General features: G+C 61.3%; 20 protein-coding genes. 10 read left to right on the forward strand and 10 right to left on the reverse strand.

Translation table 11 applies throughout. From position 1 onward, the window contains the following. Positions 1-110 precede the first annotated feature (110 nt). Positions 111-1,688 carry an oligosaccharide flippase family protein gene (locus tag FGZ14_RS08340; protein WP_139923211.1) on the reverse strand — a complete coding sequence of 526 codons (1,578 nt, stop codon included), beginning with the start codon at positions 1,686-1,688 and terminating at the stop codon, positions 111-113. A 67-nt stretch (positions 1,689-1,755) separates the two neighbouring features. On the opposite strand from FGZ14_RS08340, the gene FGZ14_RS08345 reads away from it, so the two are divergent. Both FGZ14_RS08345 and FGZ14_RS08350 read left to right on the forward strand, forming a co-directional pair. Further along, on the forward strand, positions 1,756-2,838 hold the full coding sequence (locus FGZ14_RS08345) for a hypothetical protein (RefSeq protein ID WP_180754544.1): 1,083 nt from the start codon (positions 1,756-1,758) through the stop codon (positions 2,836-2,838). Further along, the gene (locus FGZ14_RS08350) at positions 2,835-4,298 is read left to right on the forward strand and encodes an O-antigen ligase (RefSeq protein ID WP_139923214.1); all 1,464 of its coding nucleotides are present in this window, start codon (positions 2,835-2,837) and stop codon (positions 4,296-4,298) included. The genes FGZ14_RS08345 and FGZ14_RS08350 overlap by 4 nt, the downstream gene beginning before the upstream one ends. 334 nt (positions 4,299-4,632) lie before the next feature. On the opposite strand, the gene FGZ14_RS08355 is transcribed toward FGZ14_RS08350, so the two are convergent. The 6 genes from FGZ14_RS08355 to FGZ14_RS08380 form a co-directional block, all read right to left on the reverse strand. After that, positions 4,633-5,865, reverse strand: coding sequence for a PP2C family protein-serine/threonine phosphatase (locus FGZ14_RS08355; protein ID WP_139923215.1), 1,233 nt, complete (start codon positions 5,863-5,865; stop codon positions 4,633-4,635). 115 nt (positions 5,866-5,980) lie between these two features. Next, positions 5,981-7,159, reverse strand: a complete 1,179-nt coding sequence (locus tag FGZ14_RS08360; protein ID WP_257883377.1) for an ABC transporter permease — start codon at positions 7,157-7,159, stop codon at positions 5,981-5,983. A gap of 2 nt (positions 7,160-7,161) precedes the next feature. Continuing rightward, positions 7,162-7,419, reverse strand: a complete 258-nt coding sequence (locus tag FGZ14_RS08365) for a hypothetical protein (RefSeq protein WP_139923217.1) — start codon at positions 7,417-7,419, stop codon at positions 7,162-7,164. A 131-nt stretch (positions 7,420-7,550) separates the two neighbouring features. Then, positions 7,551-8,069, reverse strand: a complete 519-nt coding sequence (locus tag FGZ14_RS08370) for a cytochrome c (RefSeq protein WP_257883378.1) — start codon at positions 8,067-8,069, stop codon at positions 7,551-7,553. A gap of 115 nt (positions 8,070-8,184) precedes the next feature. Further along, positions 8,185-9,402: a glycosyltransferase gene (locus FGZ14_RS08375; RefSeq protein WP_139923219.1), complete on the reverse strand. Its 1,218-nt coding sequence runs from the start codon at positions 9,400-9,402 to the stop codon at positions 8,185-8,187. Next, positions 9,402-10,448 (reverse strand): lysylphosphatidylglycerol synthase transmembrane domain-containing protein, encoded by a 1,047-nt coding sequence (locus FGZ14_RS08380; protein WP_139923221.1) that lies wholly within the window; start codon positions 10,446-10,448, stop codon positions 9,402-9,404. Before FGZ14_RS08380 ends, FGZ14_RS08375 begins: the two co-directional genes overlap by 1 nt. Positions 10,449-10,534: 86 nt before the next feature. On the opposite strand from FGZ14_RS08380, the gene ruvC reads away from it, so the two are divergent. The 6 genes from ruvC to FGZ14_RS08410 all read left to right on the forward strand — a co-directional run bounded on the left by ruvC (position 10,535) and on the right by FGZ14_RS08410 (position 18,403). Then, positions 10,535-11,170 (forward strand): crossover junction endodeoxyribonuclease RuvC, encoded by a 636-nt coding sequence (ruvC, locus tag FGZ14_RS08385; protein ID WP_139923223.1) that lies wholly within the window; start codon positions 10,535-10,537, stop codon positions 11,168-11,170. A gap of 48 nt (positions 11,171-11,218) precedes the next feature. Continuing rightward, positions 11,219-11,824 (forward strand): hypothetical protein, encoded by a 606-nt coding sequence (locus FGZ14_RS08390; RefSeq protein WP_139923225.1) that lies wholly within the window; start codon positions 11,219-11,221, stop codon positions 11,822-11,824. A gap of 15 nt (positions 11,825-11,839) precedes the next feature. Next, on the forward strand, positions 11,840-12,058 hold the full coding sequence (locus tag FGZ14_RS08395) for a KTSC domain-containing protein (RefSeq protein WP_139923227.1): 219 nt from the start codon (positions 11,840-11,842) through the stop codon (positions 12,056-12,058). Positions 12,059-12,596: 538 nt separating this feature from the next. Then, on the forward strand, positions 12,597-13,685 hold the full coding sequence (locus FGZ14_RS08400) for an efflux RND transporter periplasmic adaptor subunit (protein WP_139923230.1): 1,089 nt from the start codon (positions 12,597-12,599) through the stop codon (positions 13,683-13,685). A gap of 97 nt (positions 13,686-13,782) precedes the next feature. After that, entirely contained in the window at positions 13,783-16,971 is a 3,189-nt protein-coding gene (locus tag FGZ14_RS08405) for an efflux RND transporter permease subunit (protein WP_139923232.1), read from the forward strand. Next, positions 16,964-18,403, forward strand: a complete 1,440-nt coding sequence (locus FGZ14_RS08410) for a TolC family protein (protein WP_139923234.1) — start codon at positions 16,964-16,966, stop codon at positions 18,401-18,403. Before FGZ14_RS08405 ends, FGZ14_RS08410 begins: the two co-directional genes overlap by 8 nt. A 151-nt stretch (positions 18,404-18,554) precedes the next feature. Here the strand turns inward: FGZ14_RS08410 and FGZ14_RS08415 are convergent, their stop codons facing one another. Together FGZ14_RS08415 and hutI are read right to left on the reverse strand one after the other, a co-directional pair. Then, positions 18,555-19,349, reverse strand: a complete 795-nt coding sequence (locus FGZ14_RS08415) for a PhzF family phenazine biosynthesis protein (protein WP_139923237.1) — start codon at positions 19,347-19,349, stop codon at positions 18,555-18,557. 251 nt (positions 19,350-19,600) lie between these two features. Beyond that, positions 19,601-20,866, reverse strand: coding sequence for an imidazolonepropionase (hutI, locus tag FGZ14_RS08420; RefSeq protein WP_139923239.1), 1,266 nt, complete (start codon positions 20,864-20,866; stop codon positions 19,601-19,603). Positions 20,867-21,124: 258 nt separating this feature from the next. Between hutI and FGZ14_RS08425 the strand changes: the two genes are divergently transcribed. Further along, a complete protein-coding gene (locus FGZ14_RS08425) occupies positions 21,125-22,681 on the forward strand; it encodes a T9SS type A sorting domain-containing protein (protein ID WP_139923241.1) in 1,557 nt (518 codons plus the stop codon). Positions 22,682-22,713: 32 nt separating this feature from the next. Here FGZ14_RS08425 and FGZ14_RS08430 read toward each other — a convergent pair whose 3' ends face one another. After that, positions 22,714-23,532, reverse strand: coding sequence for a bifunctional 2-polyprenyl-6-hydroxyphenol methylase/3-demethylubiquinol 3-O-methyltransferase UbiG (locus tag FGZ14_RS08430; RefSeq protein WP_139923242.1), 819 nt, complete (start codon positions 23,530-23,532; stop codon positions 22,714-22,716). Positions 23,533-23,614: 82 nt separating this feature from the next. Here FGZ14_RS08430 and FGZ14_RS08435 point away from each other — a divergent pair, with 82 nt between their 5' ends. After that, a complete protein-coding gene (locus tag FGZ14_RS08435) occupies positions 23,615-24,133 on the forward strand; it encodes a 2'-5' RNA ligase family protein (protein ID WP_139923245.1) in 519 nt (172 codons plus the stop codon). Positions 24,134-24,149: the final 16 nt, after the last annotated feature.

Raw genomic sequence — 24,149 nt, forward strand, 5'->3', positions numbered from 1 at the left:
TGGGGTGAGGAGGTGATGGGGTGAATCGTGACAGGTGACAGGTGACAGGTGACAGGTGATGGGTGAGAAGGTGTACTGGCGGCAGACGTCTGACCGTTCTCTGTTACCATTCACCTGTCACCATTTACCTCATCACCTTTTCTCCTTAGCTGCCGGATTTCGGAGGGTTTTACTACCCCCAGCGCCCCTACCAGGGTCAGTAGCCAGAGGCCGGCGGCGGCGGTTTCCAGCCACCAGGGCAGCGCGGCGTAGGTGCGCAGGCCGTACCAGCCGGCGCACAGGCCCCCGAAGGCCAGCGCCAGCCGCCGCAGCAGGGCCCAGGGCAGCCGGACGCCCGTGCGGCGCGGGACCAGCCACACATACCCTACCGATACTACCACGGCGCAGAGCAGGGTATTGGCGGCCCCGGCCAGGGCGCCATAGCGGGGCATCAGTAGGAAGTTCAGGCCCACGTTCAGGGCTATACTGGCCGTTACCAGCCAGGAAACCGGCTTTTCGTGGTCGGTGCTGGTGAGCAGGGTGCTGTAGATGGCGAAGAAGGCATGCACCAGCACGTTCAGGAACAGCAGCTGCAGGCACTGAGTCATGCGGGCTACCTCGGCGGGCGTGCTGTGCGCGAACTGAAAAAACAGCAGCTCGCCCCGAAACAGACCGAAGCCCACCACGAACAAGAGCGGTACCGTAACCACGCGCTGCCCGAACCAGAGCAGATCCTGCTGCTCCTGGCGGCGGCCGGTGGCGTGAGCGAAGCGGGCAAAAAACAGCGGCAGCACCGTCCAGAGGTACATCATCACGGCATCAACCCAGCGGTAGGCGGCGGCATAGTAGCTGGCCTCTTTCGCCGATACCAGCCGCTCCAGCATTAGCATATCTACCCGCTCGTTGAGGCCGTACACCAGCGTAATCAGGGCCAGGGGCAGGCTATCGAGCAGAACCTGGCGGGCCTGCGACCAGCGCGGGCGCAGGGCCACGCGGCCGTAAAACCGCCGGATCAGTCCTACCAGCAGCAGAAAGGTAAAGCCCACGGCTATGGTGCGCACGCCCACGTACCGATCCAGCGTAAGGCCCAGGGGCAGCAAAGCCAGCACCAGCGCCAGCAGCAGCAGCCGCTCCAGCACCGAGAGCACGGCATCGGTATTGAAGCGCTGGTGGGCCTGCAGCACGCCCCGCAGAAACAGCATATACTGGGTCAGCAGCAAGCCGGCAGCCGTTACGGCCAGCAGCAGCAGCCAGTGGCCCCGGTAGCCCAGCACCCAGCCCAGCCCCACCGTGGCCCCCAGAAAGCCTACCCCCAGCCCTACCCGCAAGGGGAGCAGAGTGGGGAAAAACTCCTGGAAAAAGCCTGGCCAGGCCGCCAGCCGCTTGGTAGTGAGCTGGGTAGTGCCCAGGTCGGAGATGCCGGCCACAATGGTAGCCAGGGTCAGCAAGGCCGTGAAGGTGCCGAATACCTCGTGGCCGAGGCGGTCCTGCACCACGTTTTCGAGCACCACCCAGGCCGGCTTTACCAGCAGGTTGAGCAGCACCACGAAGCTGATATTTCCTAGAAAGCGTTTGATGCGATACGTCTTGAAGCCTTGGAATACAGGGGCAGCAGCGGGCTTTCTTTCTGGCCGGGCTAGGCTGCCAGGCGCAAAACTAGGCAAAATTGAGGCGGCAGACGTGGCGCCGCAGGCGCTTCCTGCGGCCATTTTTCCTCTATATTTGTTCGCCCCCGCTCGGCCTTTTCATCTCTCCGGCGGGCGGCCTTGTTGCACTATGTCAGAGTCGTCGTATTCGCTTTTGGGGCTGTGGCCCATCATCAACCGTTGGAAAAAGCTGGTAGGTAGTGCCCTGGTCCTGGCCCTGATTGTAAGCATTATCGTGGCGCAGTCGCTGCCGAATATTTATAAGTCAACCGCCGTTTTCTTTCCTACCAACCCTCAAACCACTGACCCTGACCGCATTGCCACTGAGGGCAGCAAGCTGGAGCTGGGCGGGCGCACCGAGGACCTGGACCGCATTATCACCATTGGTGAGTCGCAGCCGGTGGCCGAGCTGCTGATTAACCGCTTTCAACTGCACCAGCACTACGGCACGGGCCAGCCCGGCACCGACCAGGCCGACGACGCGGCTCTGCGCGAGTTCAGCAGCAACCTCAGCATTGTGCACAACGAGCGGGATGCCATTGAGCTAACGTTTCAGGACCGGGATAAGCAGCTGGCCGCCCGCATTGCCAATACCCTGGTGCAGGTAATCGACTCCATCAACCAGCAGCTGACCCTGGAAAACCGCCGCAACGTGCTGGGCCTCTACCAGCAGCGCTACCAGTTTCTGAGCAACGAGTTTGAAAACTCGCGCCAGCAGCTGCTGCGTGCCCGCCGCCGCTACGGCATCTACGGCCTGGAGCAACAGTCGCGCTATCTGGCCCGCGAAATCATCAAGGTAGAAACCGAGCTGCGCACGGCCGAAGGCGGTGGGGCCGATGGGCGCAAGGTGGCCGGTTTGCGCCGGGCCCTGCGGGGACTTACCGAGGCGGAGCAGGGCAACGTCATCAACCTGGAAGACTACACCCGGGGCGTGGACTCGCTCAACTTGTTTACCTCCCGCATGACCGACCTGCAGGAGCGGCTGGTGAAAGCCCGCGGCGACTACGAAACCGCCGATCTGGCCCTGAAGGGTAAGCTTTCCTCCCTGTACCTGGTGCAGAAGGCCTACCCCGCTACCAAGAAAAGCAAGCCCGTGCGCTGGCTGATTGTGGCCGGCTCGGTGTTCCTGACCCTGGCCCTTTCGGTGGTGGTTATTACGCTGCTGGAACTGTGGCGGCGCACCCGCCAGCCGCAAGCTTCGGCGGGCCTATGAGCCAGCGCTTAGCCCAGTGGCTTCCCCGCTCCCCGGAGCAACGACTGTTTGCGGGCTTTGTGCTGCTGCTGCTGGGTGGAGGGGCGGCTACCCTGCTGCAGGGCACGCCCATGGCCCTGCTACCCCTGGCGGCCGGCGTAGGCCTGCTCCTGCTCCTGACGGAGTGGCGCCTGCTCTACTACCTGCTGTTTGTTACGCTGGCTTTCTCGCGGGAGGTAGGGCTGCCCGGCGGCCTGAGTATGGATGTGCCTTCCGAGCCCCTGCTGCTGGTGCTTACCGGTTGCGTACTGGCTACTCTGTTGCTACGCCCAGCGGCTATTCCGGGGCGCGAACTGCGCCACCCGTTGGTTATCCTGCTGCTGCTGATGCTTTTGTGGGCTGTGGTATCCACTACATTTTCCGTGGATACCACCAAATCGGTGAAATACCTGCTGGCTAAAACCTGGTACCTGGTGCCGTTTGGCCTGGGCACCCTGCTGCTGGTGCGCCGCCCCCAGGATTTGTGGCGGGTTGCGGGCCTGTACACCGCGGGGGCCTGCCTGACCGTATTTATCGTAGCCGTTCGGCACGCGGCGCACGGCTTCAGCTTCGAATCGATTAACGAGTCGGTACAGGTGCTGTACCGCAACCACGTCATTTATGCCACGGTGCTGGCCCTGCTGCTGCCCTTCACGCTGTATGGGGCGCGCAGCTCCCAGGGGGCGGCGCGGGTAGCCTGGCGCGTGGGCATGGTTATTCTGCTTTTCGGGCTGATTACGGCCTACGCCCGGGCCTCGGTGTTGGCGTTGCCGGTAGCAGGCCTGTTCTACGGTGTGGCCCGCCTGCGCCAGACCCGGCTGCTGCTGATAGTGGCCGTGGCGGGGCTGGTAACGGGTGCTACCTACTTCCTGAGCCAGAACAACTACATGCTCTATGCGCCGGAGTTCGAAAAGACGGTGTTCAACGGTCAGAACTTTAGCAAGCACCTGGAGGCCACCTACAAGCTGCAGGATGTATCGGGCATGGAGCGGGTGTACCGTTGGGTGGCGGCTATCCGGATGACGGCTGCCAAGCCACTGGTGGGCAGTGGCCCCAGCACGTTTTATCCGGAGTACAAGCGCTACACTGTGCGCAGCTTCCGCACCTACGTGAGCGACAACCCCGAGAAATCAACGACCCACAACTATTTTCTGCTGGTGCTGGCTGAGCAGGGCTTCCCAGGCCTGATTCTGTTTTTTATTCTGCTGGGAGTGGCGCTGCTTACCTTCGAGGCCCTCTACCACCGTACCCGGCCCGGCTCCCAGCCCCGGTACGTGCTGCTGGCCTGCGGTATGAGCTTCGTGATTATCCTGTTCCATCTGCTGCTCAACGAACTAGTAGAAGTAGATAAAATCGGCTCTTTCTTCTTCCTGAACCTCTTCATGCTGATCCGGGTAGGCTCCTGGACAAGAAGTGAGTTGGCGAATGAGGTGATGGGGTGAACTGGCGGGCAATCGGGCAAGCCTCCCGCGATTTGCGGCCGCGCAGCGGCCCGCTCACGCCGGTGCCGTTTGAGAGTTTTCACCTCTTTGTAACGCCATGAAAAAGCGAAGCCAGTGCAGGACAACTGCACTGGCTTCGCTTTTGGGTTCAACGGATAGGGTAGCTCTGCAAGCGCCTCCTGATGGCGCAGCTGGCTCTAACGCGGGCTGGCCGCCTTCGGCGGCCGCAAGTCGGGAGACTTGCTTTATTTATCGGCGGGCAGACGCCTGGCCTGGGGCCAGAAGTCTGCCGCCAGTCCGTTCACTTCATCACCCTACTACCCCATTCACCAACTCACTTGAACCGACAACTCAGGATAGTTACGTCGTCGGCGAAGCCGGCGCCGCTGGCGTTATGGGCCTCGATTTCGCGGAGCAGCTCGCGGTGCACGGTGGGCAGTGGGGCGTAGCGGTTGTGGCGCAGCACCCGCAGCACGCCTTCCTCACCGAACTCATTCTGATCTTCATCGAACACTTCCGTCAGGCCATCGGTGTAAGAGAGTAGCAGGGTGCGCGGGGGCACGTAGATGGTGCCTACCTTCAGCATAGGCAGCTCGTCCATTACACCCAGCATAATAGAGCCTTCCTTCAGCAGCAGAATCGGGCCGGAATCCGGAATCAGCAGGGGGTCGTTGTGGCCGGCGTTAACGTACTGCAGCTCCCGGGTAGCGCGGTTGTAGAGGCCGAAAAAGACGGTAATGAACTTGTCGCCACCGGCGTTGCGGAAGATGAGGTTGTTGAGCTCCTGGGCTACGGTGCCCAAATCGGCCTGCTGGCGCAGCAGGGTGCGCAGCCCGGCTTGGAAGTTCGACATCAGCAAGGAAGCCGCCACGCCCTTGCCCGAAACGTCGGCCACGCAGAACAGAAACCGGTCGGCATCCAGGCTTACCACGTCGTAGTAGTCGCCGCCTACGGCCGTGTGGGGCACGTAGGAAGCATGCACGGCTACGTGGGCGTCGTTGGGGAGCTTGCGCGGGAAGAGCATGGTTTGCACTTCCTGGGCAATTTCAATTTCCTTGCGCATGGCCGCCGCCGCTACCCGCTGCCGGGCCAGGCGCCGGTTTTCAATGGCCCCAATGAGGATGTTGCTCAGCGTCTGCAGAAACTTGGTAGCTTCCTCGCTGGCGTAGTCCTCGTGCACGTTGCCGATGAGCACGTAAGCCAGCACCTCTCCGTTCTGTACCACCGGAATAACGGTTTCCAGGTGCTGCCACGCCGGGCCCAGGTTGCCGAAGCTGCTAAGGGGACACGGGACGCTGGTGCAGTTTTCCAGAATGGCGGCGGGCAGGGCGATTTTATAAAAATCGGGCAGGCCGGCCCCGAACGACACCGTGCACTGCCACTTGCCTTCCTCTTTCACGTAGAGCACCAGCCGCCGGATATTGAGCTGGCCGAGCAGGGTAAACTGGAAGATCTTGTACAGCGCGGCCTCGGTAGGGTCCTGGTTGATGGCCTGGGTGATTTCCAGTAGCGCCCCCAGCTCACGCTCCTTCAGGAACAGGCGCTTTTCGGGAGTAATCGTTGGCATATAGGCAGGGAGAAAGAAAGGCTACAAAAGAAAGAAACACCCCGAAAGTACGACGGTGCCACTCTACTCGAAACCTGAACCGGGAGTTTATATGTGCGGCCAGCGGTCGGCGCCGTTAGCTCAGCGGAGTTTTGGGGTCGTAAGCATCGCGCAAGCCGTTACCTAACAGGTTGAAGCTCAGCACCAGCAGACTGATAGCCAGACCCGGCAGCAGCGTCAGCCAGAAACCGGCCGCGGTGCCCAGCAGCTGAAAGCCTTCGTTCACCATCAGCCCCCAGGAGGGCGCCGGCGGCTGCACCCCCAGCCCCAGGAAGCTCAGGCCGGCTTCCAGCAGAATGGCCGCCGCGAAGTTGCTGGTTGCCAGCACAATCAGGGGGCCAATCATATTGGGTAAGAGGTGGCGGGCAATCAGGCGGCTCTGGGGCAGGCCCAGTACGCGGCCGGCTTCCACGAAGGTTTTTTCGCGTAGGCTCAGCATCTGGCCCCGCACCACGCGGGCCACATCCACCCACATCGTCAGGCCCACGGCCACGAAGGAGGTCCAGACGCCTTTGCTGTCGAGGGCCAGGGAAATGGCAATAACCAGCATGATGCCCGGAATGCTCCACACCACCGTCATCAGGCCCAGCAGCAAACTATCGACCCAGCCCCCCACGTAGCCCGCTACGGCCCCAATAAGCATCCCCAACGCCACGGAAATCAGGACGGCCACCAGCCCAATGCCCAGGCTCACGCGGGTGCCCAGCAGCAGGCGGCTCAGCTCGTCGCGGCCGGCTTTGTCGGTGCCCAGCCAGTAGGTGCGCGGCACAATGTGATCCTGCTCTATCTCCTGACGAAGCGCCGCCGCGGGCCCGGCGTGGCCCGTCACGGCCGACAGGGGGTAGGCCTGCGGCTGGTCGGCGAGGGCGGAGTGGTTTTGGTAAGGCGTGGTCAGGAGCGAATCGCCCTGGAAACGGTAGCCCCCGATGGGCACTTCCTGAACCTGCGGAGCCTGGCCTTCCCACCAGGTACGCAGGAAGTTGCTACCCCCGGCGCGGGCCGAATCGGGCAGGGCCAGGCGCAGCACGGTAGCCCGGAAGCCGGGGGCTTCTTTCTGGAGCTGCACCAGGCCGTTGTTGGCGTTGGGCGAGTTATCGGGCAGCACCCAGTAGCCCAGCAGTGCCACCAGCGTGCACAGCACGATAAAGCCCAGCCCCAGCATGGCCGGCGCGTTGCGCAGCAGGCGCTGGCGCACGTAGTAGCTGGGCGGCCGGGCCACGGAAGCGGCGGCTACGGGAGCCGTAGTAACTGCCACGGCTAGCGGGTGTTGTGTTGGAGCAGCCCTTCCTTGGAGGCCAGAAAGTAACAGTCGCGCACGATGGCCCCGAAGGAGCTTTCCTCGAAGGCCAGCTCCGTATCGGGGTCGGGCCAGAAGCTGCGGATCAGGCCCTGCTCTAGCAGGCCGCGCAGGGTGCGCTCCAGCTCGGCGGGCCCGAGGCCGGTTTTCGGGCTCAGGTCAGCAAAAGAAGTGACGAAGTACAGCTCGTCGAGGATGTCAAATTCAGCGTCAGTCACGGGGAAAGGCGGGTGGTTGTGCGGGGCAAAGGTAGGGTTTGGGAAGGTTCGGGGGGTAGCGGGAGGAATGTCCTTTTCTTAAACCAACGAAGCAATCTACACCTCGCTGTTATTTGAAAAAGGAATCCGGATTATCTGTAGGCAACCGCCCCTGTAGGGATAGAGTGTTCAATATGCTGCTCCTGGAATTCGATATACGTAACAATAGCTTTGATTTCCCGGTCGGTGAGCTGGAAACTGGGCATCTCCTGCTTCTGGTACTGGTTGAAAATCTTCACTGCATACTCATCGCCCTTTGCCACCATTTTGCTGGAGTTTTTCACCCAGGGAATGATCCAGGATATAGGTCGGCGCTTGGCAATGCCAGCTAGGGCTGGTCCTACCACCACTTCGTTCACATCATGACATTGAGCGCAATTGCCTTTGAACAGAGCATCACCGGCGGCAATTGCAGCGGCATCAGGGCCGGTTGGCTGTTGTGTTGGCATAGCGGGCTCGGCTGTTGGCTTAGCAAGCCCGCCCGCTAGTGCCGTCTCCACCTGCTCAGGCTGGGATAGCAGCCCGCTCATTGAAAATCCAAACACCATAATCGTACAGAAAATCAGCACCAAACTAGCCGGCATCACAACTTCTAACCACGCCTTATTCATATTGAAACGGGAATGAAGGATGAAACAATAAAGACAGAATAAGTACGCGCCGAAACGCCGTAAACACAAGTATAAATGTGCCTTTATCTGCTGGCTTGGCTGATGCCCCTACCCCCTACTTAGCGCCCAACCTTCGGCCCTTCCATTTATAGCTGCCGCGCAGCCCCAATAGGCCGGTGACCAGGGCGTAGGGCCCGTAGGCCAGCTGCAGGATCGGCACCCACCACAGCCACCCCGGTCGCCCCAGAAACCGCAACACCGGCCGCAGAAACACTACGTCGGCCAGGAGCTTGATGGCCCAAGCACTCAGTACCCCTACCCCCGAAACCACCCCAAACCACCACAGCCCTACCCCCACCGGAAACGTGAGGTTGCTCAGCAGCACCAGCACCGCCAGGCGTTGCGGGGCGGCGGTTTGGTAGTGGCGCCACTTGCTGGCCCAGCGCACCCGCTGCCGCAGTAGCTGGCGCACCGTAGGCTGGGCCGCCGTGCGGACCAGAGCCGCTTCCTGGGCCAGAAACCGGATGCTGCCGGGAAAGGCGGCGTGCAGCTTGTGCAGCAGAAACTCATCGTCGCCGCTGGGCACGGCCTCGTTGCCCTGGTAGCCATTCACGGCAAAGAAATCGGCGCGGCGGTAGCCTAGGTTGGCGCCGTTGCACATGGTAGGGCGGTTCAGGCCAATACTGGCAGCCCCTACCCCTACCAATCCGGCTAACTCCAGGCCCTGCAGCGTTGCCAGCCAGCCGCTGCCCGTCAGGAGCACGGGGCCGCTGATGAAGCGGGCGGTGGCGTCCGCAGCGGCCAGCTTTGCGTAGGCCTGCACCCAGCCGGCGGGCACCCGGCAATCGGCATCGGTGAGGAGGACCCAGGGGGCGCGGGCTACCTGCACGGCCGCTTGCACGGCGGCTTTCTTGCCGGTGGGTGCCCCGGGCAGCTGCGCCAGCTGCACCAGCAGCACCGGAAACGGCAAATCCCGCGCCGCTGCGGTTACAATGCGGGCCGTGTCGTCGGTCGAATGATCATCGACCACAATCAGCTCTACCCCACCCGGAATCAGGTTTTGCTGGCGTAAGTCGTCGAGTAGGTTGGGCAGGTTTTCGGCCTCGTTGCGGGCCGCTACGATGATGGAAAAGCCGGGAGTTGCAGCTTCTTCTGGAGCTCCGCTGGTTTCAGCAGCGGCTGCCGCTGCTTCTGCTACCTGTGGCTCTTCAACTACCCTACCTCCTGATGCCGCCTGCCGCTGCCACGCCTCCCGAAACCGCAGCATCTGCCAGAGGTAGGCGCCGTTGAGGCCCAGCAGGGCCAAGGTGGCTATCCAGGCGCCGCTGCCCATCAGGAAGCAACCGGCGCGGGCCAGCTTTTCTGGCGCTTGCGCAGCACCTTCATCCGCAGCACGAACACCAGCCCAATGGCGCTGGGCACGGCGATATTCAGCACCCACAAGCTCAGGCTGGCGCTGAGCACAGGCAGCACCGGCTCGCCCAGCAAACCAAACAAGTGGGTGGCCGACAGCTCCCGCACACCCACGTCGGCGAGGGCGTTGAGCGAGGGCACCAACGACTTCAGCAGAAACGTGCCGGCTACGGCGGCCAGGGCCGGTCCTACCGGCGCCTGCACCCCGTAGGCCCATAGCAGCAACCCGAATTGCGCGCAGAACACGGCGTAGCGCAAACTGGAAATCAGCAGCACGGCCGTGAGGGCGCGGGCGGGGTAAGTGGGCATTACGGCCAGAAACCGGCTGAAGCGCCGGAGCGGACGCACGGCCTGCACGGCCGCCACCAGCATTTGGGAGTAATAGAGGGGTAGCAAAACGGCCGCGTTCAGCAGCAGCGTAGCCAGCCCTACCCCCACCTGGGCCGCCGGGTAGCCCACCAGGTAAAACCGCAGCAGAAAATACAGCAGCCCCGCCGTGCCGGCCACTACCGTAGCCACCAGCTGACAGTAGCGCCCCAGAAATACCGCCCCCAGGGCATCGAGCCGCCGACTTTTCAGCTCGATGATGCGGCCGGCGTAGTCGCCTACCCGGTTGGGAGTCACGAACCCCAGGGTGAGGCCCACCAGCACCGCCCGGAAGCTGCGCCGAAACGATACCGGCTCCAGATGCCGGGCCAGGCGCCACCATTTCCAGGCTTCCAGCCCCCAGTTGAGGGGCATGAGCAGCAAAGCCAGCACCACCGGGCCCCGGCCTTCACCGCTGAGGGTGCGCCGGAGCAGGCCCCGCCAGGCGGCAGCCGTGGCTTCATCGGCCACTACGGAGTGCCAGAGCAGCCCCAGCGTGAGCAGCGTGATGAAGAGTTTGCCCGCTACTACCAGTCCGCGCCGCCGAGAGGCCGGTTCTTCCGGCTTTTGGACGTAGTTTTGTAGGTGAGGCGCAGACAAGTGGGCAGCTGGTTGATTTGCTTCGGCAAGTTACCGACGAAAATTCACCTCACTCTGCCTATCTTCTCGCTCTCCCCTAACCCGCTATGATTCTACCCCTTGCCTCTGCCGATCTGCTGCCCAAAGTGATTATGGGCGTTGACCCCGGTACCCAGATCATGGGCTACGCCGTGATTGAGGTACAGGGCCAGCAGGTGAACGTGCTGCGCTACGATGTCATCGACATGAAGAAGCTCGGCACCAACCACGCCCTCAAGCTCAAAAGAATCTATGAGCGCATGACGGAGCTGATTGAGGAGTTTCTGCCCGATGAGCTGGCTATTGAAGCACCCTTCTTCGGGGTGAACGTGCAGAGTATGTTGAAGTTGGGCCGCGCCCAGGGGGTAGCCATTGCCGCCTGCCTCTCCCGCCAGATTCCGTACGTGGAGTACGCGCCCACCAAAGTAAAGCAGGCAGTAACGGGCTCCGGCAACGCCACCAAGGAGCAGGTGGCCCACATGCTTCGCCAGACGCTGAAGCTGCCCCCCATCGAAGAAGCGCCCAAGTTCCTCGACGCCACCGACGCCCTGGCCGTGGCCATGTGCCATCACTACCAAAAGGGCAACAACGTGAAAGCCGGCGGCAAAAGCTGGGGCAAGTTCCTGGCCGACAACCCCGGCAAGCTAGCCGCCCCCGTAGCCGGCAAGAAAGCCACCGCCGCGAAGAAAAAGCCAGCAGCATAAGATTCTCAGCATTTACTTTGCGGGGAAATCTGATTTTCTTTGCCTGTTATGCGCCCATTATTATCTACAATAGCCATACTGCTCTTTTTATTTTTGCTCCCAGGCAGCTCTCAGGGGCAACAGTTATCATTGGATCAGCTTACGGCTCTATCCGGGCAGGACGTAGATCAAATAAATGAATACCTCGCCAGCCGCGGCTGGGCTTTTGATGACGCGCAGCAAGAGGGTGAAGAGGAAATAGCTCATGCCTCATGGGCCTACCAGAAAACAACCTCTTACTACGATAGTAATAGTGCGCGGGCCCAGGCGTGGCTGCAAATCAACAATCCTGGTCCCGATCAGCTCTTGTTTTATCAGACCAGTAATAAATTGTACTATGACGCGCTACGCGCTAAGATTGCCACATATAAAATGGAACGCTTAGGAAGTGGAGTGGTCAATGGTGGCATTCGTACCACGTACGTGGGTGCGAACTTCATTGTCTCTACCTCAGTCCGCACTTCTGAAAACAATCGTAGGCCTGTGTATGTGGTGCTGGTTCAGCGCAAAGAAGCGTACTTACGTCAGTTGCAAGAACAACAAGAAGTATCCGACGACTCGGAGGAAACTGAGCCGGATTTGGAATCCTCTCCAATAAGCGAATCACGTCGTTAGATTATATCTTTTCCTATGCAACGCCGCCCTATCCGCTCTTCTTCCTTGAAAGCCGTTGGCTACAATGCCGCTACCCTCACGCTGGAAATAGAGTACCGGCACGGTGGGCTGGTGCGCTACACCGGGGTGCCGGCCGCTACTTACGAGGCGCTGCTGCAGGTGCCGGGCAAGGCCATGTTCGTGGAGCAGGTGGTGGAGCGCGGCGGCTACGGGCGCGAGCAGGTACGGGGGTAGCCGCCGCGCTCCGGTAGCCTCACCTGCCCCGAAAACCCAGAATTTCCTGGGTGGCTTCGGCCCCCTCATACAGCATAACGAAGCGCTGACCAGAGCCGCCCCTATGGGGCGGCTCTGGTCGGTTATGGCTCTATTATAAATGAAAATTATAGGCAAGGCGGCCCGGAGTTTCTAAGCGGATTTTCGCTAGCCGGTGTAGCATCTGCCGAGTAGCTACTATCAGCACATAACTCTCATTTCCAGTATCATAACCCTGGCTCCGATAGTGAGCCTGCTGGGTACCTTGTGTCGTTGGATGCCTCCGAAACAGTTAGCGTTATCAGCCGCATTTCGGGAAAGGCTTCATACCGTCTTCATGTGCGGGGGTAGTGCTTTGCATCCGTAATCCGCCACCAACCCCATGCCGCGTCAGCATTTTCTTCGGGTTTTGCCGGCTCCGGCCTGATACGCCCGGGCCCCTACCCCGCCGGCCCCACTTGACCTTCGTTTTGCGCACTCCTCTCAGTTATATCCCTTCAGAATCACCAGTAAAGTTCTTATGAACCGCACGTTCACGCTCATGCTCATGGGCTTGGGGCTCTTGTACGGCAGTACAAGCTGCTCCGAAAAAAAGCACGAAAAGGAAGAAAAGGTAAAATTCCTGGTTACCAGCCCTCTGCAGAAGGACACGACCATCACCAAGGACTACGTAGCCCAGATTCATGCCTACCAGCACATTGAGTTGCGGGCCCTGGAAAAAGGCTACCTCCAGAAGATTTTCGTGGACGAGGGCCAGCAGGTGCGCGAGGGGCAGATGATGTTCCAGATCATGCCCCTGCTCTACCAGGCCGAGCTGAAGAAAGCCCAGGCCGAGGCCAAGTTCGTGAACATCGAGTACCAGAACACCAAGAAGCTGGCCGATGGCAACATCGTGTCGCCCAACGAATTGGCCCTGTCGCAGGCCAAGCTGGAGAAAGCCAAGGCGGAAGTTTCGCTGGCCCAGACCCACCTGCAGTTCACCGCCATTAAGGCTCCCTTCAATGGCATCATGGACCACTTCCAGGCGCGGCTCGGTAGTCTGGTAGATGAGGGCGACTTGCTCACTACCCTCTCCGACAACAGCAAGATGTGGGTGTACTACAACGTGCCGGAAGCAGAATACCTGTCCTACAAATCGCACGCGCAGTCCGATAGCCCCTTGCAGGTAAAGCTGCGCATGGCCAACAACGAGGTGTTCGACTACCCCGGCGTGGTACAGACTATTGAGGCCGACTTCAACAACGAAACCGGCAACATTGCCTTCCGGGCCACCTTCCCCAACCCCAAAGGCCTGCTGCGCAACGGCGAAACGGGCTCGGTGCTGATGACCGTACCGCTCAAAAACGCTGTGATTATTCCGCAGAAAGCCACCTTCGAAGTGCTCGAGAAAAAATTCGTGTACGTGGTGGATGGCAAGAACAAGGTGCACCAGAAAGAGGTGACCGTGGCCGCTGAGATGCCCGACCTCTACATCATCTCCTCGGGGTTGAGGGCCGACGACAAGATCATGCTGGAAGGCATCCGGAAAGTGAAAGATGGCGACAAAATCAGCTTCCACTATCAGGAGCCGAAGTCGGTCATCGCCCACCTGAAAACCTATTCTGAATAGTCGTCAGTTGCCAGTTACGAGTTGTCAGTTGTCAGGCACAAGCCCTGGCACGAAATGACAACCGTCAACTGGCAACTGACAACTGAAATCATCAGTTATGTTCAGTAAATTTCTTCGTCGGCCAGTGTTTGCCATCGTTATATCGGTGGTGATTCTCTTCCTGGGCATGCTGGCCATCAATACCCTGCCCACCTCCCAGTTTCCGGAGATTTCGCCGCCCATGGTGATGGTGAGCACCGCCTACCCCGGAGCCAGCGCCAAAGTGCTGACCGAGTCGGTGCTGATTCCGCTGGAACAGGCCATCAACGGTGTGCCCGGCATGAAGTACATGACTTCTGACGCCGTGTCGGCCGGTGAGGCCAACATCCAGATTGTCTTCAACCTGGGCACCGACCCCGAGCAGGCCGTGGTGAACGTAAACACCCGTATTGCGCAGGTGCTCAACCGCTTGCCAGTACTGGTGCAGCGTGAGGGAGTAGTGGTAAACCGCGTGGTGCCCAACATGCTCATGTATGTAAACCTCTACAGCAAAGACAAGAATACCGATATGCGGTACCTCTTCAACTTTGCAGGGGTGAACATGCTGCCCGAAATCCAGCGCATCGACGGCATTGGCCGGGCCAGCATTCTGGGTTCCCGCCAGTACGCCATGCGCGTGTGGCTGAAGCCGGACCGCATGCGGGCCTACAACCTGTCGGTGGACGATGTGATGGAAGCCCTCAACGACCAGAGCGTGATTGGCTCGCCGGGCCGTATCGGCCGCTCCGATGGGAAAGAGGCTTCGGCGCTGGAATACGTGCTGACCTACAAGGGCCGCTTCAACGATGTGGAGGAGTATAAGAACGTTATCATCAAGGCCAACGCCAACGGTGAAACCCTCCGCCTCAAGGACGTGGCCAACGTGGAGCTGGGCTCCGAGTTCTACGACATCTACTCCAACCTCGATGGCTACCCCTCCGCAGCCATCATGCTCAAGCAAACCTACGGCTCCAACGCCGTGGACGTGATTAAGAGCGTGAAAGCGAAGCTGGAGGAGCTCAAGAAAACTATGCCGCCCGGCATGGACTACAAAATCAGCTACGACGTGTCGAACTTCCTCGACGCTTCCACCGAGAACGTAATTCACACCCTGCGCGACGCCTTTATTCTGGTGGCCCTAGTGGTGTTCCTGTTCCTGGGCGACTGGCGCTCCACGCTCATCCCGATTATTGCCGTGCCGGTTTCACTGGTGGGTGCCTTCATTGCCATGCAGGCTTTCGGGATGACCATCAACATGATTACTCTGTTCGCCCTGGTACTGGCTATTGGTATCGTGGTCGATGACGCCATTGTAGTGGTGGAAGCCGTGCACGCCAAGATGGAGGAAAAGCACCTCTCGCCCTACGGGGCGGTACGCGAGGTAGTGGGTGAAATCAGCGGCGCCATCATTGCCATTACCATTCTGATGACGGCCGTATTCGTGCCGGTAGCCTTCATGAGCGGCCCGGTGGGTATTTTCTACCGGCAGTTCTCGATTACCATGGCTTCGTCTATCGTCATTTCGGGTATTGTGGCCCTGACGCTGACGCCGGTGCTCTGCGCCATGATCCTGAAGAACAACCACGGCCAACCCCGCAAGAAAACGCCCATCAACCGGTTTATCGACTGGTTTAACCGGGGCTTCGAGCGCCTGACCGGCCGCTACGTGGGCTTCCTGGAAAAGCTGGTGGACCGCCGCCTCATCACCTTCCTGATTCTGATGGGCTTTGGGCTGGGCATTTTCGGCATCTCCTCTACCCTCCCTTCGGGCTTCATTCCAGCCGAAGACCAGGGCATGCTCTATGCCATCATCCAGACGCCGCCCGGCTCCACGCTGGAGCGCACCAACGCCCTCTCGCAACAGCTTTCTAAGCTGGCCAAAGAAGTACCCGGCGTGGAAAGCATTTCCTCTCTGGCTGGCTACGAGGTACTGACCGAGGGCCGCGGTTCCAACGCTGGCACCCTACTGATTGACCTCAAGCCCTGGGACAAGCGCAAGCAATCCATCCACGATATTGTAGAAGGACTGGAAGAAAAAGCCAAGGAAATTCCCGGCGCGACCATCGAATTCTTCGAGCCGCCAGCAGTTCCGGGCTACGGCGCCGCTGGTGGTTTCCAGCTGCAGCTGCTCGATAAAACCTCCACCGGCGACTACAAAGCGCTGGAAAAGGTAAACGAGGACTTCATGGCGGAGCTGAAGAAGCGCAAGGAACTGGCTGGCCTGTTCACGTTCTTCTCGGCAAACTACCCCCAGTACGAGTTGCAGATCGACAACCAACTGGCCATGCAGAAGGGCGTGAGCATCGGCAACGCCATGAACACGTTGAGCATCATGGTAGGCTCGACCTACGAGTTGGGCTTCATCAAGTACCAGCGCTTCTTCAAGGTGTTCGTGCAGGCCTCGCCCGAGTACCGCCGCCTGCCCAAGGACATCCTGGACATGTGGGTGAAGAATGACAAGGGCGAAATGGTGCCGTTCTCGGCCTTCATGAAGATTGTGAAGGGCCAGGGCGCCAACGAAATCAACCGCTACAACATGTACCCCACGGCCTCCATTCGCGGCGACGCGGCTCCGGGCTACAGCTCGGGTGAGGCCATCAAGGCGGTGCAGGAGGTAGCAGCCAAAACCCTACCCCGCGGCTACGACATCGACTGGGGTGGCCTCTCGAAGGACGAGGTAAGCCGGGGCAACGAAGCCATCTACATCTTCCTGGTGGTGATTGTGTTCGTGTACCTGGTGCTGGCCGCCCAGTACGAAAGCTTCCTGCTGCCGCTGGCCGTTATCTTTTCTTTGCCGGCCGGTATTTTCGGCTCCTTCCTGCTCATCAAGGGCTTCGGCCTGGCCAACAACATCTACGCTCAGGTGGGCCTCGTGATGCTGGTAGGCCTGTTAGGTAAAAACGCGGTGCTCATTGTAGAATTCGCGGTGCAGAAGCGCGAAGAAGGCATGTCGGTCCGCGACGCGGCCATTGAAGGCGCTAAAGTGCGTTTCCGCCCCATCCTGATGACCTCCTTCGCCTTTATTGCCGGCCTGATTCCGCTGGTACTAGCCCACGGGGCCGGGGCCATCGGTAACCGTACCATCGGTACCTCGGCCCTCGGGGGGATGCTGTTCGGGACGATTTTCGGGGTCATCATCGTGCCGGGCCTCTATTACATTTTCGGTTCCCTGGCCGATGGCCGCAAGCTGATCAGCGACGAAAACGAACATCCGCTGTCAGAATTCGAGCCGCACGTTTTAGTTGAAGAAGTTGAAGCTCATGCTTAAAAGACGCATCTATAAAGGCCTGAGCGCCGCCACCCTTGCCCTGGCCGTGGGCGCCTGCAAAACCCCGCAGCTGACGCAGAAAACCGAGAACCGTACGGTTCCGGCTTCCTACACGGGTAGCACCCAGGACTCGACGAACACCACGGGAAAGGTGCAGTGGAAACAGTTTTTCACTGACCCCAACCTGGTAGCCCTGATTGACACCGCCCTGCGCAACAACCAGGAGCTGAACATCACCCTGCAGGAAATCCAGATTGCCCGCAACGAGGTGCAAGTTCGTAAGGGCGAGTACCTGCCTTTCATCGGTTTAGGCGCCCGCGCCGATGCGGACCGGCCCGGCCGCTACACCCTGCAGGGTGCCACGGAAGAGCAGGTGGCCATCAAGCCCGACAAGCCCAACCCCGACCCACTGACCAACTACCAGGTAGGCGCTTTTGCTACCTGGGAGGTGGACATCTGGCACAAGCTGCGCAACTCCCGGAAGGCGGCGGCTAACCGCTACCTGGCTTCGGTGGAGGGCAAGAACTTCATGGTGACCAACCTGATTGCCGAAATTGCCACCTCCTACTACGAGCTGCTGGCCCTCGACAACCAACTGGCCATTGTGAAGCAGAACATTGCCATTCAAAGCAATGCCCTGGAAGCCGTGCGCCTGCAGAAAGAAGCCGCCCGCACCACCGAGCTGGCCGTACGCCGCTTTGAGGCCCAGGTGCACAACACCCAGAGCCTGCAGTACAACGTGCAGCAGCGCATCGTGGAAACCGAGAACCGGCTCAACTTCCTGGTGGGCCGCTACCCCCGCGCCATCGTCCGCGACGATGCCTCGTTTAATAGCTTCGTGCCGGCCACCATTCAGGCCGGGGTCCCGGCCCAACTCCTGCTCAACCGCCCCGACATCCGGCAGGCCGAGCAGAACCTAGCGGCTTCCAAGCTTGATGTGCAGGTAGCGCGGGCTAATTTCTACCCCTCGCTGCGCATTACAGGCTCGGCCGGGTTCGGCGCCTTCAAGCCCGGCCTGCTGTTTTCCAGCCCCGAGTCGATGCTGTTCTCCCTGGGCGGTGACTTGGTAGCGCCGCTGGTGAACCGCAACGGTATTAACGCGGTGTATTCCAGCGCCAATGCCCGCCAGATCCAGACCGCCTACCAGTACGAGCAGACGATTCTGAAGGCCTACGTGGAGGTAGCCAACCAGCTGGCCAACCTCAGCAACCTCGATAAAAGCTACGGCGAGAAAGCCCGGGCAGTGGAAGCCCTGAACCAGTCGGTAACCATCTCCAATAGCCTGTTCCGCTCCGCCCGCGCAGACTACACGGAAGTGCTCCTGACCCAGCGCGAAGCTCTAGAATCAAAATTCGACCTAACCGAGACCAAGCTTCAGCAGCTCACAGCCATGGTGAATGTGTACCGGGCCCTGGGCGGCGGCTGGCAGTAAGCCGGCTCCGCAAGGGGTATAAAATGAACAAGCCGGGCGTACGCGAAAATATTCGCGTACGCCCGGCTTGTTTCGTGCCGGTCCGGTCCGACGGGCGGAGCCCGTTGGACAGGGGGTAGGGCCATTTGCCGTTCGAGACGGGGCAGAGCTTCTACCCTACCTCAATTTCTCCTTTGAGGTAGGTTACGGCGTGGCCGCTCATCAGCACCCGGTCGCCGCGCAGCTCGCACCATAGGTCGCCGCCACGGGCCGATACCTGGCGGGCGTGGAAGGTGGTTTTGCCTAGCCGCTCAGCCCAGTAGGGCACCAGGGTAGTATGCGCCGAGCCGGTTACCGGGTCTTCGGGCACGCCCACGCGGGGGCCGAAAAACCGCGAAACGAAGTCGATGCCCTCGGTACCGGGGGCGGTGGCAATAACGGCGCGGTACTCTACTTTAGCCAGGTGGGCCATGTCGGGGTGCAGGGCGCGCACTTCCGCTTCCGAGTTAAACACGCATACCAGGTCGGGGCCGGCGTGAATGCTCAGAGGCGTAGCCCGCAGCCCGTCGAGCAGGCCATCGGGGTGCAGGCTGAGGGGTTTGGGCGGACGGGCCGGGAAGTCGAGCGTCAGGCGCCCCTCCGCGGCCTGGCTCACGCGTAGCGGCCCGCTTTTGGAGTGGAACACAATTTCGGCCTCCTGAAAGTTGAGGTGACGGTAGAGTACGTGGGCCGAGGCCAGGGTAGCGTGCCCGCACAGCTCAACCTCCACGGCCGGCGTAAACCAGCGGATTTCATACTCGTGGCCCGATTTCGGGACGAAGAAGGCGGTTTCGGCCAGGTTGTTTTCGGCGGCAATGGCTTGCATGGTTTCGGCGGGCAGCCACTCGGTGAGGGGGCACGCGGCGGCGGGGTTGCCGGCAAAGGGCCGGTCGGTGAAGGCATCGACCTGGTAGAGGGGTAGCAGCATAAGGGCGGGGGCAGGAAAAGTCAGTAGAGGTGGAAACGGATTCAGCGCCGAAGCTACTGGTTCCGGCCCTAATATGCCGTTTTTAATACCCTGAATGCTGCTCCGAGAAGCCGCCGAAACCAGTTGCAGGAGTGGCAAGGGCTACCGCGCAGCGTAGACTTTAGCCCGCAGCCCTGAAGCCGGCCTCCTACCCTTAAATTGAATAGAGGGCTGCGGCCTGAAGCCCGTGCTGCTGCGCCCTGGCGGCCCGCTCAGCTTGCTTGCACCTGCCCGCCGATAATCACCGTCCGGACCGGGTTTTCGCCCAGCCAGTACGGTATTTCTTCGGGGGTAGGCACGTCCAGCACCAGCACATCGGCCCGCTTGCCGGGCTCCAGACTGCCGCATTCCTGCTGCTGCCCGATGGCCCAGGCGGCATTGAGCGTTACAGCGGCCAGGGCCTCGCGGGGCGTGAAACCCATCTTCAGGCAGGCCACCGCCACGGCCAGCCACAGGTTTTTGCTGGGACAGGAGCCGGGGTTGAAGTCGGTGCTGATGGCTACGGGCAAACCCGCTTCAATCAGCTGCCGGCCGCGCGCGTACTGCTCTTGCCGCAGAAACAGCGGTACCAGCGGCAGCAGCACGGCCACCGTGCGCCCACCAGTAAGGGCAGCAATACGGGCGGCGGCGGCCGGCGTCAGGTAGTCGCAGTGGTCTATACTGACGGCGTCCAGCCCGGCGGCCATTTCGCAACCGCCCAAGTCGTGGAGCTGCTCGGCATGAATTTTCAGCCCGAAGCCCAGCTCCCGGGCCCGCGCCAGGTAGCGCCTCGAATCGGCCACGGAAAAGGCCCCCTGCTCACAGAAAATATCCACGAACGGCACCTCGGTGGGGTCGAGCCGGGGCAGGACTTCGGCCGCCAGCATGTCGAGGTAGGCGGCCGGGCGGCCCGCATATTCGGGGCCGGGCACGTGGGCACCCAGAAAGGTGGACACAATCCGCGTGGGCTGCTGCCGGCCGGTTTCCCGGGCCGTCTGGAGCAGGCGCAGTTCGGTGGCCGCATCAAGGCCGTAGCCGGTTTTGGCTTCCAGGGTGGTTACCCCGTAGCACCGGAAGCCGGCCAAATGGTGCAGGGCGTTTTCCAGCAGCTGGGCGTCGGAAGCGGCCCGGGTGGCGCGCACGGTGCTCAGAATGCCGCCCCCGCTGGCCAGAATATCAAGGTAAGACTCGCCCTGCAGCTTGCGCTGAAACTCGGCGGCCCGGTTGCCCCCGAATACCAGGTGGGTGTGGCACTCCACCAAGCCCGGCATTACCACCTGGCCCCGGGCCTCTACAATTCGGGTGGCCGGCGTGACTAAGCTTTCATCCAGTTCTGCCATGGGCCCCAGGGCCACAATGCGGTCCTGCTCGCAGGCCACGTACCCATCGGTGATGCTGCGCCAGTCGCGCAGGCCGGAGCCGGTCAGGGGGCCGTGGCTGCCCGTGCCGTCCATGGTCAGCAGCTGCCCGCAATGGCGGATAAGCAAGGTGTATCCCATGCGCGAAAACAGAAAAAATACCGAATGCCCGACAGTGGCCGGGTGAGGCTGGGAAAGGTAACAAAACCGGCCTGCCTGCCCTAGCAGCCAGTGGTTTAGCCTTTCTAATTTCCAGCTGACCTATGTAAAACACAAAAATAACCCGTCAAAAGTGTATCCATTTTTGGGAATTGAGAGTTAATAGCGCGTTCCTGCGTATCTTATCGCTAGGCTAATGAACCCGCTGTCAAGTGTTTACCCATTTTCTCCTTTCTCAAAATGAAAAAGACGCTACTCACTCTTTCTATTTTGCTTGGCGGATACGAGGTATGGGCCCAGCTTCCAACCAACAGCTTCGCCGTTACGGCCCCGTGTCCGGCCAGTGCGGGTAACCCGTCGGTGCTGCAGCAGGTGAACACCGATGGTTCTCTGACCCCCATCGCCACCGTTATGGATGGCACTACCCCCCTGATTCTGAACGCGCTGGGCTGCGACGTGGCCGACCCTACGGCGGTGTACGCCATGAACGTGCAGCAGCCCGTGACCCTGGCTAACTTCGATACCCCGCCCAACCTGTACCGAATTTCGCTGAGCACGGCCGCAGCCACCAACCTGGGCACGGTTACGCCCCCACCGCTGCCCACCACCGGCCTCTCGCCGGTAGGGCCGTTTGAAGCGGTGTTTCGCGAAATCCGCCAGACCTTTAACTTTATCGGCGACGGTGGGCCAGGCTCCGAGTACTACGTGGGCGGGGTCACGGGCCGGGTTATTCTGGGCTTTAGCGGATTTCGGGTGGCCGATGTGCGCCTGTACGTGGGGGTAGTGCAGCTCAGTCCATTCACTACGGCCAGCCCCGTCTGGCGCCTGCTCGATACGTCGTCGGACCCGGCCACGGCCGCCGTGCTGGCCACCTACCAGGCCCAGTTGCAAGCCTACCTGAACAGCGGCGGCAGCGGCCCGGTGCCCGAGGGCGGCATCCAGGACTGGGTGTACGATGTGCGCACGGGCAACCTGATCAGCTACCTGGGCCAGGAAGACAAGTTTCTGACCATTAGCAACCCGGCTACTTCGCCCCGGGGCGTAACCACCACCCCAAGCCCGGCCATTCCGACCCAGCAGAATATAGGCTCCATGTTCACGGACCGCGACGGTAATGTGTACGCCGTGGACGCCGACGGCGGCACTATCTACAAGATTGACCGCCTGACCGGCAGCTACTCGGGCCGCTCCTACGGCTCGGCCTTCGGGTGCTCCCGCGGCGACGCCGTGAGCATGCCGGGCGCTCTGCCCCTGCCCGTGAAGCTGGTGCGCTTCGCGGCTACTGCCGGTAGCACCGGTGTGCGCTTTGAGTGGGAAACCGCCAGCGAGAAAAACGCGGCCTACTTTGAGGTGGAAAGCAGCGCCACGGCTACCAGCTGGCAGCCCGTAGTGCGGGTAGCGGCCGCCAACCGGCCCACGGGTCAGCGCTACTCTGCCTTCGAGCCCGGCGCGTCCCTCAGCCTGACCTACTACCGCCTCGCCATGCACGATGCCGATGGTAGCGTGGCGCACTCGCAGGTGCAGGTAGTAGGCCCCTCGGCGCGCGGGCTAGCAACCACTTACCCCAACCCGGCCCGCGACGAAATTAAGGTGGTACTGGCCGCGCCGGAGCAGGCCAGCCGCCTGGAGCTGCTGAACTCCCGCGGGCAGGTAGTACGGCACTGGGAGCCTGCGGCGGGCACTCCCCTGATTCAGCTTCCTACGGCCGGACTGGCAGCGGGTCTTTACATGCTGCGCGTGCACCAGGCCGGCGGCACCAGCACCTCGCGCATCGCGGTAGCCGGCAGCGGGCAATAGCTTGGTAGGCTCGCAGGGCGTTACCCGCGGGCTTAGTGGGGGCGTTGCATCACTACGGAATAAACCAGGGGCAGCTTGCCGGGCAGGGCAGCCAGCTGGTAGCGGCCGGGCCCGGTTTCCTGCAGGCCGGCCAGGCAGTTGTAGGGCGAGTAGTCATACTCCTGAAAACTCCGCAACTCCAGGCCCTGCCGCAGGAGGCTGCCCAGTACTTCGCCCAAATCGTGGTTCCAGGAAACGGATGGATGGGCCAGGGGCGCGGCGGCATCGGCGTAGGAGCCGCTGGTGGTTTCCTCAATAGCTTCGCGGTTGAAGTAGCTGTACTCTACGCGGGTAAACTGCGCGTCGAACATCCAGACGACCGGGTGAAACTCTACCAGCACCAGTCGGCCGCCGGGCCGCAGGTAGCGGGCCGCTACCCCCGCCCATTGATCCAGGTCGGGCAACCAGCCCAGCACCCCGTAGGAGGTAAATACCACATCAAAACCGGGCTCGGCGGGCAGCACTTCGGGCAGGTTGTACACATCGGAGCAGATAAACTCAGCGGGCAGCTGCAGCTCCGTGGCCAGCTGCCGGGCCGCCTCAATAGCCTCGTCCGACAAATCGACGCCCGTTACCTGCGCGCCCAGCCGGGCCAGGGAAAGCGAGTCTTGTCCGAAGTGGCACTGCAGGTGCAGAATCCGGCGCCCGCCTACCTCTCCCAGCAGGTCTGACTCAATGTCGTTGAGGGAAGAACGGCCGGCCCGGAAGCCCGCCACATCATAAAACTCGGAGTCGAGATGGTAAGGCACCTTGGCGTTCCAGAGGGCGCGGTTCAGGTCGAGGTAGTCGGGGCGAGGGTTGGGGGTAAGCATAGCGGTAAGGTAGGAAAATGACCCGCAACAGCCACCCGGCGCCGATGGCCGTAGAGTAAGCTCGTGCCGACTAAATTTCGCTATGCTCCTACCCCTCGATGCGCCCCTGATCCTGACCCTTACCCTGGATGAAGCCGCGCAGACCCACTTCAACGCCCTGCGCCAGCTCTACTTCCCACCCGAGCGCAACTACCTGCAGGCCCACGTCACGCTGTTCCATCACCTGCCCGGCCCCGAGGCACCGGCCATTGCCGACTACCTGAGCCGGGTTGCGGCCGCTACCCCCCTGCTGCCCCTGCAGGTTGCGGGGCTGCGGTTTCTGGGCCGCGGCGTGGCCTACGACCTCCAGAACCCCGAGCTGCTGCAGTTGCACCGGAGCCTGCAAACGGCCTGGGCTGCTTGGCTCACCCCTCAGGATCAGCAGCGCCTCAGGCCCCACATCACGGTGCAGAATAAAGTAGAGCCCACTGTGGCCCGCGCCCTGCACCAGGAGCTAACCACACAGTTTGAGCCGTTTGAAGCTACCGGCACGGGCCTCACCCTGTGGGCGTACCGCAACGGCCCCTGGGAGCAGCTGGCGCAGTTTCCCTTTCAGGGTTGAGGGCAAGCCGGCTATA

The sequence above is a fragment of the Hymenobacter sp. DG01 genome (assembly GCF_006352025.1).
In the GTDB taxonomy this organism is placed as follows: domain Bacteria; phylum Bacteroidota; class Bacteroidia; order Cytophagales; family Hymenobacteraceae; genus Hymenobacter.

Bases quoted from the DNA above. Each gene is read 5' to 3' on its own strand.
- FGZ14_RS08395 (WP_139923227.1), top strand. From the start codon at position 11,840: ATGCAACGCCGCCCTATCCGCTCTTCTTCCTTGAAAGCCGTTGGCTAC.
- FGZ14_RS08410 (WP_139923234.1), top strand. From the start codon at position 16,964: ATGCTTAAAAGACGCATCTATAAAGGCCTGAGCGCCGCCACCCTTGCC.
- FGZ14_RS08405 (WP_139923232.1), top strand. From the start codon at position 13,783: ATGTTCAGTAAATTTCTTCGTCGGCCAGTGTTTGCCATCGTTATATCG.
- ruvC (WP_139923223.1), top strand. From the start codon at position 10,535: ATGATTCTACCCCTTGCCTCTGCCGATCTGCTGCCCAAAGTGATTATG.
- FGZ14_RS08425 (WP_139923241.1), top strand. From the start codon at position 21,125: ATGAAAAAGACGCTACTCACTCTTTCTATTTTGCTTGGCGGATACGAG.
- FGZ14_RS08415 (WP_139923237.1), bottom strand. From the start codon at position 19,349: ATGCTGCTACCCCTCTACCAGGTCGATGCCTTCACCGACCGGCCCTTT.
- FGZ14_RS08390 (WP_139923225.1), top strand. From the start codon at position 11,219: ATGCGCCCATTATTATCTACAATAGCCATACTGCTCTTTTTATTTTTG.
- FGZ14_RS08340 (WP_139923211.1), bottom strand. From the start codon at position 1,688: ATGGCCGCAGGAAGCGCCTGCGGCGCCACGTCTGCCGCCTCAATTTTG.
- FGZ14_RS08355 (WP_139923215.1), bottom strand. From the start codon at position 5,865: ATGCCAACGATTACTCCCGAAAAGCGCCTGTTCCTGAAGGAGCGTGAG.
- hutI (WP_139923239.1), bottom strand. From the start codon at position 20,866: ATGGGATACACCTTGCTTATCCGCCATTGCGGGCAGCTGCTGACCATG.
- FGZ14_RS08400 (WP_139923230.1), top strand. From the start codon at position 12,597: ATGAACCGCACGTTCACGCTCATGCTCATGGGCTTGGGGCTCTTGTAC.
- FGZ14_RS08435 (WP_139923245.1), top strand. From the start codon at position 23,615: ATGCTCCTACCCCTCGATGCGCCCCTGATCCTGACCCTTACCCTGGAT.
- FGZ14_RS08345 (WP_180754544.1), top strand. From the start codon at position 1,756: ATGTCAGAGTCGTCGTATTCGCTTTTGGGGCTGTGGCCCATCATCAAC.
- FGZ14_RS08350 (WP_139923214.1), top strand. From the start codon at position 2,835: ATGAGCCAGCGCTTAGCCCAGTGGCTTCCCCGCTCCCCGGAGCAACGA.
- FGZ14_RS08370 (WP_257883378.1), bottom strand. From the start codon at position 8,069: ATGAATAAGGCGTGGTTAGAAGTTGTGATGCCGGCTAGTTTGGTGCTG.
- FGZ14_RS08430 (WP_139923242.1), bottom strand. From the start codon at position 23,532: ATGCTTACCCCCAACCCTCGCCCCGACTACCTCGACCTGAACCGCGCC.
- FGZ14_RS08375 (WP_139923219.1), bottom strand. From the start codon at position 9,402: ATGGGCAGCGGCGCCTGGATAGCCACCTTGGCCCTGCTGGGCCTCAAC.